This is a genomic window from Ligaoa zhengdingensis (genome assembly GCF_014384885.1).
Lineage (GTDB): Bacteria > Bacillota > Clostridia > Oscillospirales > Ruminococcaceae > Ligaoa > Ligaoa zhengdingensis.
Genome location: NZ_JACRST010000009.1, coordinates 17599 through 34963, shown reverse-complemented (window position 1 = coordinate 34963; position 17365 = coordinate 17599). Strand labels below are relative to the sequence as shown.

Annotated in this window: 12 protein-coding genes; 9 read left to right on the top strand and 3 right to left on the bottom strand. The window is 61.5% G+C overall.

Features of this window, described 5'->3' with window-relative positions:
- Window positions 1-83 precede the first annotated feature (83 nt).
- Genes H8711_RS07350 through H8711_RS07330 form a run of 5 tightly spaced genes read left to right on the top strand, consistent with a single transcriptional unit; the run spans window position 84 to window position 7047 of the window.
- Complete coding sequence (locus H8711_RS07350) at window positions 84-1976, top strand: polysaccharide biosynthesis protein (protein WP_249282825.1); 1893 nt, start codon at window positions 84-86, stop codon at window positions 1974-1976.
- Window positions 1973-3250: a lipopolysaccharide biosynthesis protein gene (locus tag H8711_RS07345; protein ID WP_249282824.1), complete on the top strand. Its 1278-nt coding sequence runs from the start codon at window positions 1973-1975 to the stop codon at window positions 3248-3250. Before H8711_RS07350 ends, H8711_RS07345 begins: the two co-directional genes overlap by 4 nt.
- The gene (locus H8711_RS07340; RefSeq protein ID WP_249282823.1) at window positions 3243-4634 is read left to right on the top strand and encodes an O-antigen ligase family protein; all 1392 of its coding nucleotides are present in this window, start codon (window positions 3243-3245) and stop codon (window positions 4632-4634) included. Before H8711_RS07345 ends, H8711_RS07340 begins: the two co-directional genes overlap by 8 nt.
- Window positions 4631-5743, top strand: a complete 1113-nt coding sequence (locus H8711_RS07335) for a glycosyltransferase (protein WP_249282822.1) — start codon at window positions 4631-4633, stop codon at window positions 5741-5743. Before H8711_RS07340 ends, H8711_RS07335 begins: the two co-directional genes overlap by 4 nt.
- A gap of 8 nt (window positions 5744-5751) precedes the next feature.
- Window positions 5752-7047, top strand: coding sequence for a glycosyltransferase family 4 protein (locus tag H8711_RS07330; RefSeq protein WP_249282821.1), 1296 nt, complete (start codon window positions 5752-5754; stop codon window positions 7045-7047).
- A gap of 25 nt (window positions 7048-7072) precedes the next feature.
- Here H8711_RS07330 and htpG read toward each other — a convergent pair whose 3' ends face one another.
- The 3 genes from htpG to H8711_RS07315 form a co-directional block, all read right to left on the bottom strand.
- Window positions 7073-8992, bottom strand: a complete 1920-nt coding sequence (gene htpG, locus H8711_RS07325) for a molecular chaperone HtpG (RefSeq protein WP_249282820.1) — start codon at window positions 8990-8992, stop codon at window positions 7073-7075.
- 152 nt (window positions 8993-9144) lie between these two features.
- Entirely contained in the window at window positions 9145-12336 is a 3192-nt protein-coding gene (locus tag H8711_RS07320) for a UvrD-helicase domain-containing protein (RefSeq protein ID WP_249282819.1), read from the bottom strand.
- Between the two features lie 147 nt (window positions 12337-12483).
- Window positions 12484-13377, bottom strand: coding sequence for a YitT family protein (locus H8711_RS07315; RefSeq protein ID WP_249282818.1), 894 nt, complete (start codon window positions 13375-13377; stop codon window positions 12484-12486).
- A 230-nt stretch (window positions 13378-13607) separates the two neighbouring features.
- On the opposite strand from H8711_RS07315, the gene H8711_RS07310 reads away from it, so the two are divergent.
- The 4 genes from H8711_RS07310 to H8711_RS07295 all read left to right on the top strand — a co-directional run bounded on the left by H8711_RS07310 (window position 13608) and on the right by H8711_RS07295 (window position 17354).
- The gene (locus H8711_RS07310; protein ID WP_249282817.1) at window positions 13608-14804 is read left to right on the top strand and encodes a DegT/DnrJ/EryC1/StrS family aminotransferase; all 1197 of its coding nucleotides are present in this window, start codon (window positions 13608-13610) and stop codon (window positions 14802-14804) included.
- Window positions 14805-14811: 7 nt separating this feature from the next.
- Entirely contained in the window at window positions 14812-15504 is a 693-nt protein-coding gene (locus H8711_RS07305) for a sugar transferase (protein WP_249282816.1), read from the top strand.
- Between the two features lie 107 nt (window positions 15505-15611).
- On the top strand, window positions 15612-16838 hold the full coding sequence (locus H8711_RS07300) for a class I SAM-dependent rRNA methyltransferase (RefSeq protein ID WP_249282815.1): 1227 nt from the start codon (window positions 15612-15614) through the stop codon (window positions 16836-16838).
- 87 nt (window positions 16839-16925) lie between these two features.
- Window positions 16926-17354, top strand: a complete 429-nt coding sequence (locus tag H8711_RS07295; protein WP_249282814.1) for a DUF2871 domain-containing protein — start codon at window positions 16926-16928, stop codon at window positions 17352-17354.
- The last annotated feature ends 11 nt before the right edge of the window (window positions 17355-17365 follow it).

The following is a 17365-nucleotide window of genomic DNA, read 5'->3' as shown; positions in this document are numbered from 1 at the left end:
GCGGCCTTTTTGCACCCATCCGCATATCGAACGCCATTTTTCACAAGATAATGTCATCGAATTTTGTATGTGGAGGGGATGCCATGGAGCGCAGGACGCAATTCTCCGCAACCTTGCGCGTGGCCGCCTTCGACCTGGTAGCGGTGGCTCTCTCGGTCTGGATCGGGTTCCGGCTGCGGTTCGGTTTTGTGCGGGAGATTCCCGTATTCTATCTGGCCAATCAAAACCGCTACATTCTCACCACCTTTCTCATCCTGTTGGGCATGGAGCTGCTTTGCGGGGGAGGCGGTTATCTGCCCGCCTTTTCCGCTGCTGACGGCGCGCGGGTGCTTCTGGCTGTGGCTGGCACCGCCGGTATGCTGCTCCTGCTCGACCGCTATCTCCAGCTCGGCATTCCGCTGGAAGTGCTCATCATCCAGGCGCTGCTGCTCGCCGCCTTTCTGCTCGCCATCCGCTTTTCTATCCGCCTTTTGCAGCAGGCGGACGCTTGGCGGGCCGGCGCCTTTCGCCGGGCGGGCAAGGAGTGCGCGCTCATCTACGGCGCGGGCGAGGCCGGCCGCTATCTCTGCCGGCGTATTTTAACCCGCCCGGAGGAAAATCTGCGCGTCGTCGGATTTATCGACGACGACCCCGCTCTGCTCGGGGCGCGCATTCAACGGGTGCGGGTACTGGGCGGCGTACAGCACTTGCCGCAAATTCTGCGCGAGACCCATGCCTCGCAGCTGATCCTTGCCATCGAACAGTTTCCGCGGACGCGCCTATCCTCCCTGTTGGAGACCTGCCGCGAGCAGGGCTGCCAGGTGAAACGATTCGGCAGCGTGGAGGAGCTGCGGGACAACCGCCTGGATACGGCGCGCATCAACGATATCCGCCTGGAGGACCTGCTGCGGCGGGACAGCGTGACCCTTTCGGATGACCTTCCGCGCCGGTTTGTACAGGGCCGCTGCGTGATGGTCACCGGTGGTGCGGGCTCCATCGGCTCTGAGCTCTGCCGCCAGCTGCTGGCCATGGGCGCGCGTCTGCTGGTGGTGTTCGATATCCACGAAAACGGCCTTTACGCGCTCGATAACGAACTGCGGGAACACTATGGCCCCGAGCGGTATCGCCTGTGCATCGGTTCTGTGCGCGATAAAGACCGCCTGCTCGAGGTGATGCGGGAATACGCTCCGGAAATCCTGTTCCATGCAGCGGCCCACAAACACGTGCCCATGATGGAATGGAACCCGCGGGAGGCGGTGAAAAACAACGTGTTCGGTACCCTGCGCACCGCCGATGCGGCGATTAAATGCGGAGTGCGCCGCTTCATCCTGATCTCGACCGACAAGGCGGTCAACCCGGCCAACGTGATGGGGGCCACCAAGCGCATCGCGGAGCTGTGCATCCAGATGCTCGACCGCGAGGGACAGACACGCTTTGCCGCGGTGCGCTTCGGCAATGTGCTGGGGAGCTGCGGCAGCGTGGTGCCCCTGTTCAAATCGCAGATCGAGCGCGGCGGGCCGGTCACCGTCACCCACCCAGACATGCGGCGCTACTTTATGACCATTCCGGAGGCGGTGCAGTTGGTGCTGGAGGCGGGCGCGATGGCGCGCGGCGGGGAAATCTTTGTGCTGGATATGGGGGAACCGGTCAAAATTTTCGACCTCGCCTGCGATATGATCCGCCTCTCGGGGCTCGCGCCCGGCCGCGACATCCCGATTGTGTTCAGCGGTTTACGGCCCGGCGAGAAGCTGTTTGAGGAGCTGCGCCTCGCCGAGGAGGACACTATCAAAACCGCCAACAACCAAATCTATGTGAACAAACCGGTGCCGTTCGACACCAAAACGCTGCGCTGCAACATCGGTGCGCTCTATCAGGCGTTGGACGAGCCGGATAACGACACCCTGTTCGAGGCGATTCGCGCCCTGGTTCCCACCTTTACGCGGGATGAAAACCGGCTGATTTCCCAAAGCGCGCGGGTGCGGGGGGCTGCCGAATGACCGGACGACTGCGGGCGCTGTGGCGCGGGGCGATACAAAGCCGCTTTGTTCGCAGCTTTGGCGTGCTGCTCTCCGGTTCGGCTGTGGCGCAGCTGCTCCCCCTCGCGGTGTCCCCTCTGCTCACCCGGCTGTACACCCCCGCACAGTTCGGCGAATACGCGCTGTTTGTCAGTGGCGTCAATATTCTGTCGCAGTTGGTCTGCCTCAAATATGACTTCGCCATCCTCACCGCTAAAACCGACGAGGACGCGGCTGCGCTCTTCCGCCTCTGTCTGGCGCTCTCCCTTGTGCTGGCGCTGCTCCTCTCGCTGGCCGCCCCATTTGCACCGCAGATCTCGTCGGCGCTCGGCGCTCAGGGCAGCGGATGGCTCTACCTGTTGCCCGTGGGTTCGATGCTCACCGGGCTTCATTCGGCGCTCACCTACTACAATACACGCGTACAGTGCTACCGCCGGATCACCGGTGCAAACATCCTCCGTTCGGCGGTGTTGGCGGCCAGCCAGGTGCTGCTCTGCTTCGCACATCTGGGCGCGTTCGCCCTGACGCTGGGGCAGGTGCTCTCCTACGGCGCGGCCTGCCTTCTCCTCTGGCAGAAGGTGGCCCCCTTCCACCGGAGCGCGGCCGGGCAAGGGATGCGCAGCGCGGCGCGCGATTACGACGCCTTTCCCAAATACACCATGCCGGGAGCGCTGTGCAACACGGCGGCCTCGGGCAGCGTCAGTTTTTTTCTGGCCACCTTCTACTCCTCCCGCGAGCTGGGGTATTATTCCCTGGTCAACCGGGTGCTGGCGACCCCTCTCACGCTGGTCTCCACCTCCGTCGGGCAGGTGTACGCCAAGGAGTTGACCGATGCGCGCGAAAACGGCGACCCCAAACGGGTGTTCCGCCGGGTCGCCGGAGTGCTCTCTGTCGGAGCGGCCCTGCTGTTTTTGCTGCTGTTCCCAGCCGCGCCCGCACTCATCCGGTTGGTATTCGGCGAACAATGGGGGCCGTCCGCCGCCATGCTGCGCATCCTCCTGCCGATGGTCGCGGTCCGGTTTGTGGTCTCCCCGGTCAGCTCCACCGGTATCGTGTTCGGCAGGCAGCTTCCCACCATGCTTTGGCAGGCGGGGCTGCTGCTCGCAGCGCTGCTACCGGCCGGTATCCATCTGATCCATCCCATGCCCCTTACCCATTATCTCGCGCTGCAAAGCCTCCTGATGGGGCTCTGCTACCTGATTTTGCTCATTTATTGCGCCCGTTTGACGGCGAAAGGAGGACAAAACCATGCCTAAATTCTGGGAAAGCCGCGAAAATCTGTTCGGCGCGGTGCTCTGGCTGACGCTGGGTGCGGTGGTGTTCGAGCTCGCCGCCACCTTCAGCTACCGCATCCTCGATCTGCTGCTGATCCTGCTGGCGATCCTGTTTCTTGTCTCCGCAATCGACTACCTGCGTCCCAGCCGTCCCGGCGCGGTGGCGGAGCTGTTCGGCCGGCTGGGTGGAAGGTGGATCGCCGTCGCACTACTGGCAGCCTATCTGCTTTATGACCTCAGTAGCCTCCTCTGGTCGCCCGCACCGGCTTATGGGATGAGCAAATATAAGGTCGTCGTCTTGATGATTTTTTTATCCGCTTGTATCCTGTTATATGTCGATTCGGTGCCGAAGCTGCGCGCCCTGCTGCTATCGCTCGGCGTAGCGAGCGGCGTGACTGCGGCCTTTTCAATTGTCAATTACCTGCTGGCCGGACCGTTCCCGGTGCGCTACACCCTGCGGTTGACCCTGCGCAGCGATTACAACGTGTTCGCCACCACGCTGCTGCTGGGGCTGCTGTGCGCTATTTATCTGTTCACAACCGCTAAGTTCACTGTCATGCGCTGCATCCTGTTCGCGCTCGACCTTGGGGTGACGCTGACGGTGCTCTATCTCTCCGCTTCCCGCCGCATCTTCCTCATGCTGCCGCCAATCCTCTTGTTTTGGCTGTGCGTGCTGCTCTTCCGGCAGAAGTCCTGGCGCGAGTTGGCGACGGCCATCGGGGTGATCCTGGCGGCGGGGCTGCTGTTCTGGGGCGGCGTATGGGCGATGCAGAACCAGATGCGTATTCGGTATGAGGAATACGGCAGTTTTGGGTTCGGCCAAGGTTCCACCGGCGGGAACGGTTCGACCGAGGGCAGCGCCGTGGACCGCTACGAAACGGTGACTGAAGGCGGGCTGCTTCAAAAGCGCGGACTGATCTGGGGCATCGCATGGGAGGACTACCAGCAGTTCTCCCTGACTGAAAAGCTCTTTGGCCGCGGTTTTGGGTACGACATTGTCCTGTATGACGAGGTGGAAAACGATGAGCTCGCGCAGGAATACGCCCATCTCAACGGTCAAAAGGGCCTGCTTTCCGCACACAGCTTTCTGCTGGCCGACCTGTTGAACGGCGGCATCGTCAAGGCTGTGCTCGGGTTGGCGCTGATGCTCACCCTTGCGTGGGACTGCATCGTCCTCTGCCGCCGGTCGTTCCCCGCAGGCGCGCTGATGGGCAACGCACTGGCGGTTGTCGCGCTGGGCAGCCTGGTGTCCAACCGCTTCGGCCTGCTATACGATAAATTTTTCTGGCTGTTCGCGCTGTTTCTGCTGCTGGCGCTCGGCCTCCCGATCAGGCAGGAGCCCCATCAGAGGAGGGTATTCTCTTGAGTTCCGGACCGATCCATGTGGCGGTGCTCACCAGTGTGCACCCGCACGACGACGTGCGCATCTTTCACAAGGAGGCGCTTTCGCTCGCGCAGGCGGGATACCGCGTCACCCTGCTCAACCCCGAATTCTCCGGTGAAAAGCAGGGGGTGCGTTTTTTGCGCGTGCCGGTGCGTCAAGGCCGGATGGGGCGCATCGCTTTCTCTTGGCGGCGCTATGCCGACGCGGCGCTGGAGCAGCATCCGGACATCTGCCACCTGCACGACCCCGAACTGCTGCCCGCCGTCTTTCCCCTCAAGCGGCGTGGCATCCTCACCGTCTACGACGCGCACGAGGACCTGCCGCTGCAAATCCGCGGGAAGCCGTGGATTCCGTCTCCGATTCGTCCGGGGCTCGCCTGGGGGGCCGGAACCGCTCTCGTTCGGATGGCGCGGAGCTGCGACCTGGTTTTTTGCGCAACTGAGCTCATAGCCGGGCGCTTTTCGGGCAACACTAACAGCGTTATCCCGCTGCACAATTACCCCACTTTGGCGGAGTTCCTACCGGTTCCGTCCGTCCCCAGGGAGCGGGCGGTCTGCTACGCCGGCGCGCTGTCGCCCGATCGCGGCCTGTTTCAGATGATCGGGGCCGCCCGTGCGGCCAAGGCGCCGCTCTATCTGGCCGGGCGCTTTGAAACCCGGGCCCTTGAGGAAGATATCTGCCACATGCCGGGGGTGGCCTACCTGGGCGTGCTGGGCCGTAAGGAGCTGGCCTGCCTCTACGGCCGATGCGCCGCCGGGTTGGCGGTGCTGCACCCCACCCCAGCCTACCGGGAGGCCCTGCCGATCAAGCTGCTGGAATATCTGGCGGCCGGTTTACCGGCGATCACATCTGATTTTCCCGCTTGGCGGACACTGCTTGCGGGTACTGACTGCGCGCGGTTCGTCGATCCGCTCGATGAGACCGCCTTGACCAGCTCCATCCGCGAGCTGACGGGTAATCTCTCGCTCTCATCCGCCCTCGGCGAACGGGGACGCGCCTTAATAGGGGAGCGCTACTGTTGGGAGCGGGAACGGGAACAGCTTTTGCGGGGGTATCGGGAACTACTCCAAAATAAACAATCTGGCAGGTGAAGCAAGCCTTGAATATTCTATTGATCGACCACTATGCGGGCAGCCCGCGCATGGGCATGGAATACCGCCCTTATTATCTCGCGCGCGAATGGGGTAAGCTCGGGCACAATGTCACCATCGTTGCGGCCGACTACTCGCATCTACGGCAAAAGAACCCCACCATCAGCGAGCCCACCTGCGAAAAAGTGATCGAACAGGTGCGCTATCTGTTGGTGAAAACCCCGGTTTATGAGGAGAACGACCACCACCGCTACCGCAACGTCTACCGCTTTGTCGAGACCTTATGGCGCAGCGCCGACGAGCTGGCAAAACGTTATCAGCCCGATTTGGTCATCGCCTCCTCTACCTATCCGCTCGACATCTACCCCGCGCGGCGCATCGCTGTGGCCGCCCACGCGCGTCTGGTGTACGAGGTCCACGACATCCACCCCGACAGCTACATCGAAATCTACGGCTATTCCCCGCGCCACCCTGTGATGTTGGCGCTGCGTCACGCGGTCAAATACGCCTACCGCCACGCTGATCATGTAATCTCGATTTTGCCCCGGGCCGACCTGCACATGAAGGAGCTCGGTTTTTCCGCCGACCATTACACCTACATCCCCAACGGCATCGAGCCGGAGGACGCCCCGCACAAACAGCCCCAGCGCCAGATCGACCTCATCACCCGCTACCACGACAAGGGGTACTTCCTGGTTCTGTATCTGGGCGGATTCGCACCCGCGAACGCGCTGGACGAGCTGGTGGAATCGGCCCGCCAGGCCGACCGCGACGTGATGTACCTGTTCGTGGGCAGCGGCCTGCACAAGGCCCCGCTCAAGCGCTACGCCAAACAGCACAACCTCTGCAACATCCTTTGGCTGGACGCGGTGGACAAGGACCAGGTGCAGAGCATCCTGCCGCTGGCCGATTGCCTCTATATCGGCGCGCTGCCGCTCGAGGTCTACCGCTACGGCGTCGGGATGAACAAGCTGTACGACTATATGTACTCCGGCCGGCCGATCATCTGCGCGATGAACGTGCCGCACAATCCGGTGGAATCCGCCCGGTGCGGCATCGTCACGCCGGACAACGCGCCGGAGGAGATCACCGCGGCGATCGGCAAGCTCAAGGCCATGTCCCCCGCAGAGCGCGACGCGATGGGTGCGCGCGGCCGTGCCTACGTGTTGGAGCACCACCTCTACGGCGTATTGGCACAGCGCTTTTTGGACGCCGTCGCGCCCCCCGCCGGTGAAACATCCGAAAAAACTGGTTCTGACGCCACTGAGCCGGAAATACAAAAAGGACCGGGCACCCCTGAATGAGGGTGTCCGGTCCTATTATTCATCATCAATCCGCTTTTTCTGCCATCAGGTCGCAAATCTGATTGGAGAACGCCACCGGATCCTCCACCGAAAGCCCTTCGATCAACAGCGCCTGCGCGTAAAGCAACTGCGCATAGGTCTTGACCTTCTCCCGGTCGGCCCCGTACAGCTTTTGCAGCGAAACGAACACTGGATGATTCGCGTTGATCTCCAGCACCCGCTGCGCCTTGACCTTCTGGTCGTTCGGCATGGCGTTGAGCACCTTCTCCATCTCGAGCGAGAGGGCGCCCTCGCTCGACAGGCAGACCGCGTGACTCTTGAGACGCTGGGACAGCCGCACGTCCTCCACCTTGCCGTCCAGCGCCTCCTTCATCAGCGCCAGCAGGTCCTTGTTTTCCTCAGTCTGCTTCTTGGCGGCCTCCTTTTCCTCGTCGCTCTCGAGGTTGAGCTCGCTGTTGGCCGCCGAGCGGAACTCCTTACCGTCGAAGTCGTGCAGCATGGTCAATGCGAACTCATCGATATCGTCGGTCAGGTAGAGCACCTCGTAACCCTTGTCCTTGAGCAGCTCGATCTGCGGCAGGTGGTCGATGCGTTCCACCGTCTCGCCGCAGGCGTAGTAGATATATTTCTGCTCCTCGCGCATCCGGCCGACGTACTCAGACAGGGTAACCAGCTTATTTTCCGACGAGGAGTGGAACAGCAGCAGATCCTGCAGCAGATCCTTCTTCGCGCCGTACTCGGCATAGACCCCGTATTTGAGCTGTAAGCCGAAGTTTTTCCAAAACGCCTCGTACTTTTCGCGGTCGCTGTTGAGCATGGCGAGCAACTCGCTCTTGATCTTCTTCTCCAAACGGCCCTCGATGATCTTAAGCTGGCGGTCGTGCTGGAGCATCTCGCGCGAGATGTTGAGGCTCAAATCCTGCGAATCGACCAGGCCGCGCACAAAGCTGAAACAGTCGGGCAACAGGTCGGGGCACTTATCCATAATCATCACGCCGGACGCATAGAGCTGAAGGCCCTTTTCATAGTCGCGGGTGTAGAAGTTGTAAGGCGCGCGCGCCGGGATGAACAACAGCGCGTTGTAGGTGGCGGTGCCCTCGGTGCTGCTGTGGATCACCCGCGCAGGGTCCTCGTAGTCGAAGAATTTTTCCTTGTAGAATTTGTTGTATTCCTCCGCGGTGATCTCCGACTTGTTCTTCTTCCAAAGCGGCACCATGCTGTTGAGGGTCTCCACCTCGGTGTATGTCTCGTACTCGGGCGCTTCCCCTTCCTTGGGCTCTACGCCCTCCTTGGGTCTGGTCTTCTCCACCGGCATCCGGATGGGGTAACGGATGTAGTCGGAGTATTTCTTGACGATCTGGCGCAGGCGGTAGGGCTCGAGAAATTCATCGTAGTTTTCCTCCTCGGTGCTCTTTTTCACCGTCATGATGATGTCGGTGCCGTGGCCCTCCTTCTCGCAGGGCTCGATGGTGTAGCCGTCCGCACCGAGGCTCTCCCAGCACCAGGCCTCGTCGCTGCCGTAGGCGCGGCTGATCACCTTGACGCAGTCGGCCACCATGAACGCCGAATAAAAGCCCACGCCGAACTGGCCGATGATATCGATATCCCCGGCCTTTTCGGGATCCTCCTGCTCCTTTTTAAAGGCGAGGGAACCGCTTTTGGCGATGGTGCCGAGGTTCTGCTCCAGCTCCTCCTTGGTCATGCCGCAGCCGTTATCCGACACGGTGAGGACGCGCGCATCCTTATCCACAGAGAGGCTGATTGCAAAGTCGTCGCGGCTTAGCCCCGTGATGCCCTCGGTGAGGGAGCGGTAATAGAGCTTGTCGATGGCGTCGCTCGCGTTAGAGATCAGCTCGCGCAGAAAAATCTCGCGGTGGGTATAAATCGAATTGATCATCAAATCCAGCAGGCGTTTCGACTCCGCCTTAAATTGTTTTTTGGCCATAATCATTCCACCCTTGTTGTATTTTCTGGCACTCAAGTTGCCAGAGTGCTAATATTACTATAGTACAACCCCGCGTAAAAATCAAGTGGGTGGCTGTTTTTTAACAAATTCTTCAAAAAGTAAGCGCCCAACCTCCCGGCTGGGCGCATCTTTTAATCGAACAGGCTGAGCTGAACCCCTTCCGGGCGCTTGGGGCCGATGGCGCCGGTTTCTACCGCGCCCTCGGGCAGCTCCTTTAAAAAGCTGGACGGCTCCTGGGAGGTCAGCAGCACGAGCTCCTCCTGCGCGCGGGTCATCCCGACGTAAAACAGCCGGCGCTCCTCCGCAATGTCGGCCGGACGGCCGGGTGATTCCAGCGGCAGGCAGCCGCGCCGCAGACCGCACAGAAATACGGCTGGGAACTCGAGGCCCTTCGAGCCGTGCAGGGTCATCAGCATGACCGCGCCGGACGCGTAGCTCTTGCCTCCGCTGCGCACGAGGTCGCGCTCCTGCCCCAGCAGCAGGGTCTGCAAAAAGCTGAACAGATCGCTGTGGAACGCCGCCATATTCGTGAGCCTTGTAAACGGTTCGGCGGCGGATAGCCCATTTTCCTCGCCCCACTTCTTCAGCAGCGCCGCCGGTTTCTCCTTCGCGGCGCGCGGCCGGTAACGCTCGATCCGCTCCAACAGCGGCGCGCTCAGGCCGTCCGGGCCGGATGCCGCCCACTGCGCCGCAATGCATCCGGCCTCCTGCTCAGAGCAGCCCTCCAGGGCGCGCAGCCAGGTGCGCAGCGACGCCGTATCCTGCGGGTTGAGCAAAAAGCGGAAGAAGCCGATTGTCCCGCGCACCGAGCGGTCGGCCAGGTAGTCCTCGCGCCCGGCGACCAGGTAGGGGACGCCCTCCTTGCGCAGGCATTTCTCCAAGAGCTGCGCCTGCCGGTGGGTGCGGTAGAGCACGGCGATATCCGAAAAACTGCGCGGCTGCGCAGATGAACCGGACAGGCTCTGCGCGTCGAGCATGTCGATGCCGCCGGTCATGCGGTTGATCTCCTTCGCCACAAAGATGGCTTCCGACAGGTCGCTCTCCGCAGTCAGCAGCCGCACCGTGGCGCCGCTGGGGCGCTGTGGCAGCAGCATCCGCTCCGGCCCGTCGTTGTGGGAGATCACCGGGAGGGCGCACCGCAATATCTCGGGCGTCGAGCGGTAGTTTTGCAGCAGAGAAATCCGCCGCAGCTCCGGCCAGTCCTCCTCCAGCCGCTCGAAGCAGCGGGCGTCCGAACCGCGGAATCCGTAGATCGACTGATCCGGGTCTCCGATGACAAACAGCGACTTTCCGGCGCGGTTCCACATCCGCACCAAGCGGTACTGGATCGGGTTGATGTCCTGGAACTCGTCCACCAAAAGGTGGGAAAACCGCTGGGTCCAGGCCGCCCCCTGCTCCGCATCGTTTTCCAGCTCCGCGAGGGTCTCCAGCAGAAGGTCGTCGAAATCCAAAACTCCCAACTCCCGCAAGCGGCCGCCGTAGCGTTCGCACGCCTCGTCCATCCCTTCCGGACTTTCCCCCGCTGTCAGGCCGTTCTTGCGGCGCGACGCCTCCTGGAGCAACGCCTTGGGTGAAATCTTTGTATGCAGCCCCTCCAGCACCTCCTGCGCGATCTCCAATGCCTCATATTCGTCGATCAGCGAGATTTCGCCTCGCCGCTCGGTGAGCAGACGCAGGCAGATCGAATGGAAGGTGCCCACCGTGAGGCTGCGCACCGCCCGCTTGCCGCCGAGGCGCTGTTGCAGGCGTTCCAGCATCTCACTCGCCGCCTTGTTGGTGAAGGTGACGGCCGTGATCTCTGCGGGCTTGATCCCGCGCGCTTCGATCATATCGGCGATGCGGGCGACCAGCGTCTTGGTCTTGCCCGTCCCCGGTCCGGCGACCACCGCGACCGCGCGCTCCTGTGCCGCAACCGCCTCGCGCTGGCGCTCGTTGAGCTGTGCAAGTGGGTCGGCCGGCGGCTCGGGCTCTTGGACTATGTCTGCACGCGCCTTTCGCGGCGCTCTGGCCGCCTTGACGGATTTTGCCGCGCGCTTTTCCCCGGGTGTGCCGCCAAACAGGCTGATCTGTCCGCCAAGCGCCTCCCGTTCCGCGGGTTCCAGCAGCGAGATTGTCCCGTATTCTCCATCATATCCAGGGGTGCGCTGCACACGCCCGGCGCGCAGCCGGCGGATGCCCTCAGCTACGCAGGGGCCCGCCACCCGCTCGATCTCCTCAGGCGGGATCTCCCGCAGGATAGAAAATTCCGGCCCCAGCTCGCGGAGCATCTGCTCATACTGCGCGGCCGCCTTGGTTCCCGCCGCGGAGATTCCGACCGAGGCGGCGATCACCTCGCACAGGGGAGCCAGGCTCTCGAAGGGAAGCGCGCCGGGCGGGGTGAACCCCTCGTCGCGGTCGGCGAGCTGCTCCACCCGGTGCTGCACCCCAATGGTGATCTTTTTGCCGCAGACGGGGCAGCGTCCGCCCGCCCGCTCGGTTTCCGCCGGCGTGAGGCAGAGCTTACAGCTGCGGTGGCCGTCGTAATGGTATTTGCCCTCCTCCGGAAAGAATTCGATGGTGCCGCGGAGACCGCCCTCCCCGCGCAGCGCGCCGGCGAGCGCCGCGTAGGAAAGCTCCGGCAGATCGAGGAGGTTGGCCTCGCGCCCGAGCTTGGAGGGGGAATGCGCATCGGAATTGGAGACCAGCGCATATCTGTCCAGGGCGGACAGCCGCCAGTTCATGGGCGGGTCGGAGGAAAGCCCCGTTTCCAGCGCATGGATGTGCGGCGTCAGATCCTCAAAGCACTCCTCGATCGTGTCGAAACCGGAAAACGCGCCGAAGAGGGAAAAGTGCGGCGTCCAGATGTGGGCCGGGATGAAAACCGCTTCCGGGCAGGTTTCCAGGGTGATCTCCAGCAGGTCGCGGCTGTCCAACCCCAGGATCGGCCGCCCGTCTGAGTGGATGTTGCCGATCGCCTCGAGGCGCTGCGAGAGCGCCTCCGCTTCTTCGAGACCGGGCAACAAAATTACGTTGTGCACCTTGCGCACCCGGCCGTTCTTTTTGTAGATCGAGCTGATCTCCCCGGAGAGGACGAATCGGGGCGGCTGCGCGCCCACCGCGGCCGGATCTGACCGGCGCAGTTCCTCGCGCAGGGTGTACAGTCCGGCTTCGGCGGGAACGAGCTTCTCGCGCAGCTCCTGCCGCCAGGCGGGATGGGTGAAATCCCCGGTGCCGAGCAGGCCAATCCCCTTGCGGCGCGCCCAGAAATCCAGCGCCTCGGGCACACAGTCCCGGCTGGTGGCCCTGGAGTATTTGGAATGGATGTGAAGGTCCGCAATGATCATAATGTTCACCTGTTGTCGTCTGGGCCGTTGAGGGCCCGAATTTTGTAAGAACCACTCTTATCATACCGTTTTTTCCCGTCAAATGCAAATAATGGCCCCTTGAAACCACGCCGCGCGGCATCCAAGGGGCCAAATCCCTATTGATATTTACAGGCGCTTGACAAAATTACCACTGACCGAAATGCCTTCCTTCACCACCATGAACGCCTGCGGATTGGCGGAATAGACGATGCGCTTCAGCGTGGCGATTTCAAATTTCGATATCACCGTGTAAAAAACATCGGCGTTTTCCTCAGTGTAGCCTCCGTGCGCATTCCAATGGGTGATGCCGTGGTGCAGTTCCTTCAGGATGTTCTGTTCGATCAGGTCGTTATTGGTCTTGGAGATGATGATCGCCTCCACCAGGATGTTCTGCGAGTGCAGTTTGTCCATTGTGATAGAATAGAATACCATATAGATGATCGAATAGATCGCCACCTCCACATCGAACAGTACAAGGCAGATTGAATAAATGACTGCGTTGACGATCATGCTCATCTTGCCCACGCTGAAATCGTTTCGCTTGCGGGTGAGATAGAGGCCGATCACCTCGAAGCCGCCGCCCGAACAGCCCGCGCGCAGATAAGTGCCGATGCCAAAGCCGCAGATGATCCCCCCGATCAGGCAGCCGGTGAGGGGCTCGTCCAGCAGGGGCTCTGCGGGAATGGGGATCAGCGACAGGAAGATGGACATCGCCGTGAGAATGACGACCAGCTTGCGCACAAAAATGCGGTTCATCACCTTGTAGGCCAGGATCACAACGGGCACATTGAGCACATAGTTGATGATGCCCGCAATGTCGAACGAACCGAACTGAAGGCCCAAAACCGAGGTGAGAAATGTGCGGATCAATTGGCAGATGCCCATGAGCCCCCCGCTGTAGAGGCCGAGCGGCACGATGAACAAATTGAGGCCGATGGAATAGATCAGGATTCCCAGTACGCCGGAGATCACCTTGCCCTTTTCGCTGTAAACCAGCATCTCTTCCAGTTTTTCTTTCATGGCTGCTCTCCTCTGAGGCGGCGCGTTTCGCCCAAATTTGCGCAAAATTGTGGTCGCTGGAGGGCGCTTGACCGCGCATATTCACTGTCATTTTAGCGGTCTGGCCGTCATTCGTCAAGAGGGATATTTTCATATTTCCCGAAATCGTTTTCTTTCCCTGCGCAATCCGGTATAATACCCTTGGATGGACAAAAAATAATGGAGATTTTCACGAGATGAGGTGCCGCCTTATGAACATCCCCTTTTCTCCTCCTGACATCACCCAGCTGGAAATCGACGCGGTATCCGACACCCTGCGCTCCGGCTGGATCACCACCGGGCCAAAAACCAAGCGCTTTGAGCAGGAGATCTCCGCCCGCTGCGGAACGCCGCGCTCGGTCTGCCTCTCTTCGGCGACCGCCGCGATGGAACTGACCCTGCGCCTGCTGGAGATCGGCCCCGGCGATGAGGTGATTACCAGCGCCTACACCTACACCGCCTCGGCCAGCGTGATCTGCCATGTGGGCGCACGCCCGGTGTTGGTGGACACCGCCCCGGGCAGCTATCATCTCGACCCCGACGCTGTTTCCCGCGCGGTCACCTCGCGCACCAAGGCGATCCTGCCCGTGGACATCGCCGGAATCCCCTGCGATTACGAACAATTCATCGGCATCGCGCAGCGCCGCAAGGGACTTTTCAAAGCTGCTTCCCCGCAGCAAAAGGCGCTGGGGCGGGCCGCCGTGATCGCCGACGCGGCCCACAGCTTCGGTTCTTTGCGCGGCGGGGTTCCCAGCGGAGCCCTGGCCGATTTTAGCTGTTTTTCCTTCCATGCGGTCAAAAACCTCACCACCGGCGAGGGAGGCGCGGTCACCTGGCGCGCGCGGGAAGAATGGGACGATGCGGAGCTCTACCGCCAGTTCCAGCTTCTATCGCTGCACGGGCAAAGCCGCGACGCACTCGCCAAGAACGCCCCCGGCGCCTGGGAGTATGACATCCTCCTGCCCGGCTATAAATGCAATATGACCGACGTGGCGGCGTCCATCGGGCTCGCCCAGCTCGAGCGCTACCCGTCGATCCTCGCGCGCCGTCGCCAGCTCATCGAGCGGTACGACCGCGCGTTCGCCAATTTGGATGTGGAGCTGCTCCCCCACTTCACTGATGCGTACACCTCCAACGGTCACCTCTACCCGGTGCGGTTGACCGGCCGGGACGAGGCCGCGCGCAACCGGGTGATCGAATCGCTCGCGCGCGACGGTGTGGCCGCCAATGTGCACTACAAGCCGCTCCCCCTGCTCACCGCCTACCGCAAGCTGGGATACGATGCAGCCTCCTTTCCCAACGCACTCGCCCTCTACAAAAACGAGGTCACCCTGCCGCTCTTTTCCGCCATGACCGACGACCAGCAGGACTACGTCATCGACCGCTTTTGCATCGCGCTGCGGGGGTGATCCTGCCATGACTTTGCTCCCCTGGGATCGCCTGCCCAACGCCATGCGCCTGGAGGAGGTGCGCCCCTATTATGAGATTCTGGCTCGAAGGCGCTTCAGAATCTTCCTCTGCCGTGTGGCGGACCGCGTCCTTGCAGCCGCGCTGCTCCTGCTGCTCTCCCCCATCTTCGCTGCTGTGGCCATCTGTATCAAGCTGGATTCCCCACAGGAGCCGGTGATCTTCCGACAAACCCGCGTCACCCAATATGGCCGCAAATTCTCCATCTGCAAATTCCGCACCATGACCAGCAACCGGAAAGAAGGCGAAAATCCGGCCGTCACCACATGTAACGACGCGCGTGTGACCAGGCCCGGCCTCTTTCTTCGGCGCAGCCGGCTGGATGAACTGCCCCAGCTCTGGAACATCCTGAAGGGGGAGATGGCGTTTGTCGGCGTGCGCCCAGAGGTCCCGAGCTATGTGGCGCGCTACACCCCGGAGATGATGGCAACCCTATTGCTGCCTGCCGGGCTCACGTCGGAGGCCAGCATCGCCTATCAGGATGAAGCGCGCCTGCTTGTCCCCGGCTGCGATGTCGACGAGGTCTATCTCACGCAAATTCTGCCCGCCAAGATGGGTTACAACCTGCGGGAACTTCGCGTCTATGGCCCACTGCACTGCCTGAAAATAATGTTTCGCACCCTCTTTGCGGTGGCAGCCTGACCTTCGGACCCCTTCTCGCTTTCCTATTGACCGCGAGGATGGATTGGGGGTATACTGGACTGGATTCCTCTGCGGAGGGGCGACTAAAACATCAGGAGAATGAGCTTATGAAACTGGAACGCGGTTTCCCCATCGTGACCGTTACACGCAAAGCACAGGCCAGCATCCTGGCGGGGCACCCCTGGATTTACGACACCGAACTGCTCAAAACCGAAGGGCCGGTACAAAACGGCGGCTTGGTCGATGTCGTCAGCGACAAGGGCCGCTATCTCGGCACGGGATTTCTCAGCGAACACTCGAAGATACGGGTGCGGCTGCTCTCGCGCAATGCGAACGACCGCTTTGACGAGGCGTTTTATGAGCGGCGGCTGCGCCACGCCTGGGATTACCGCAAAACCGTGATGGGCAGCGACCTCTCCTGCTGCCGCATTATCTTTGGAGAAGCCGATCAGTTTCCCGGCCTCACTGTGGACCGGTTCGGCGATATCTTGGTTGCGCAGACCCTCTCGATCGGCATGGAACGGATCAAGCACCTGCTGTTTCCGCTGCTTTGCCGCATCCTGTGCGAGGACGGTCAGGAGATTCGCGGGCTTTACGAGCGCAACGATGTGGCGATCCGCGAGCTGGAAGGACTCGAGCAGTACAAGGGCTGGTTCGATCTGCCCGGACGGGAGCATCCCAGCAGCACACAGACCACGATTGTGGAAAATGGCGTGACCTACGGCGTGGACTTTGAAAACGGACAAAAGACCGGCTTTTTCCTCGATCAGAAGTACAACCGCCAAGCGGTGGCCCGTCTGGCCTACGGCAAGCGGGTGCTCGACTGCTTCACCCATACCGGCTCGTTTGCCCTCAATGCGGCGCTGGGTGGCGCAGCCCATGTCTGCGCGGTGGATGTCAGCGAATCGGCCATCGACATGGCGCGCGCCAACGCCCGCCGCAACGGCCTGGAGGATCGGATGTCCTTCCAGGTGGCCAATGTATTCGACCTGCTGCCATCTCTGGAGCATTCCTCCGAAAAATACGACTTCATCATCCTGGACCCACCCGCCTTCACCAAATCGCGCAGAACCGCCGAAAGCGCCATGCGGGGCTACAAGGAGATCAATCTGCGCGCGATGAAGCTGCTCCCCCGGGGCGGCTATCTGGCCACCTGTTCCTGCTCCCACTTCGCCACCGACCCGCTCTTCCGCTCGATGCTGCAAAGCGCCGCCCATGACGCCAGCGTGCAGCTCAAACAGATCGAGGCGCGTCAGCAGTCCCCCGATCACCCGATCCTGTGGAACGTCGAGGAGACCAATTATCTGAAATTTTATCTCTTCCAGGTGGTGTAAATCCTGCCTTTCCTTGCTTTTGTGCTCTCCCTTTGCTATCATATACGTAATTTGTGTATGATAGATCATGCATCAGGAGGCGTTTCTATGAAAAAGCTGATCGGCACCTCATTTGGCTACGCCGTCGCAGCGCTTGCGGGCGGCGTATTCTACCGTGAATTCACAAAGTTAAGCGGCTTTTCCGGGCAGACGTCGCTCGGCGTGGTGCACACCCACCTCTTTGTGCTGGGTATGGTCTTCTTCCTTTTGCTCGCCCTGCTGAACGACCGGCTCGACCTGTGGGGGAACAGGCGCTTCCGGCTGGGGTTCCCGCTTTACAACGCCGGGATGATCGTTGCGGTGGGCTCTCTGGTCGCCCGCGGCGTGGTTCAGGTGTTGGGGCTTGCGCTCAGCCGCGCAGCCGACGCCTCGCTCTCCGGCGTCGCCGGGCTTGGGCACATTCTGCTCGGCGCCGGCATGGTTCTGTTTTTTGTGGCCATGCTCCAACAGGCCTCCGTCCGTTCCGCCGCAAAGTAGCAGATTCCCTG

Coding starts and splice junctions, on each gene's coding strand:
- H8711_RS07350 (WP_249282825.1), top strand. CDS start 84: ATGGAGCGCAGGACGCAATTCTCCGCAACCTTGCGCGTGGCCGCCTTC.
- H8711_RS07345 (WP_249282824.1), top strand. CDS start 1,973: ATGACCGGACGACTGCGGGCGCTGTGGCGCGGGGCGATACAAAGCCGC.
- H8711_RS07340 (WP_249282823.1), top strand. CDS start 3,243: ATGCCTAAATTCTGGGAAAGCCGCGAAAATCTGTTCGGCGCGGTGCTC.
- htpG (WP_249282820.1), bottom strand. CDS start 8,992: ATGGCCAAAAAACAATTTAAGGCGGAGTCGAAACGCCTGCTGGATTTG.
- H8711_RS07320 (WP_249282819.1), bottom strand. CDS start 12,336: ATGATCATTGCGGACCTTCACATCCATTCCAAATACTCCAGGGCCACC.
- H8711_RS07315 (WP_249282818.1), bottom strand. CDS start 13,377: ATGAAAGAAAAACTGGAAGAGATGCTGGTTTACAGCGAAAAGGGCAAG.
- H8711_RS07310 (WP_249282817.1), top strand. CDS start 13,608: ATGAACATCCCCTTTTCTCCTCCTGACATCACCCAGCTGGAAATCGAC.
- H8711_RS07305 (WP_249282816.1), top strand. CDS start 14,812: ATGACTTTGCTCCCCTGGGATCGCCTGCCCAACGCCATGCGCCTGGAG.
- H8711_RS07300 (WP_249282815.1), top strand. CDS start 15,612: ATGAAACTGGAACGCGGTTTCCCCATCGTGACCGTTACACGCAAAGCA.
- H8711_RS07295 (WP_249282814.1), top strand. CDS start 16,926: ATGAAAAAGCTGATCGGCACCTCATTTGGCTACGCCGTCGCAGCGCTT.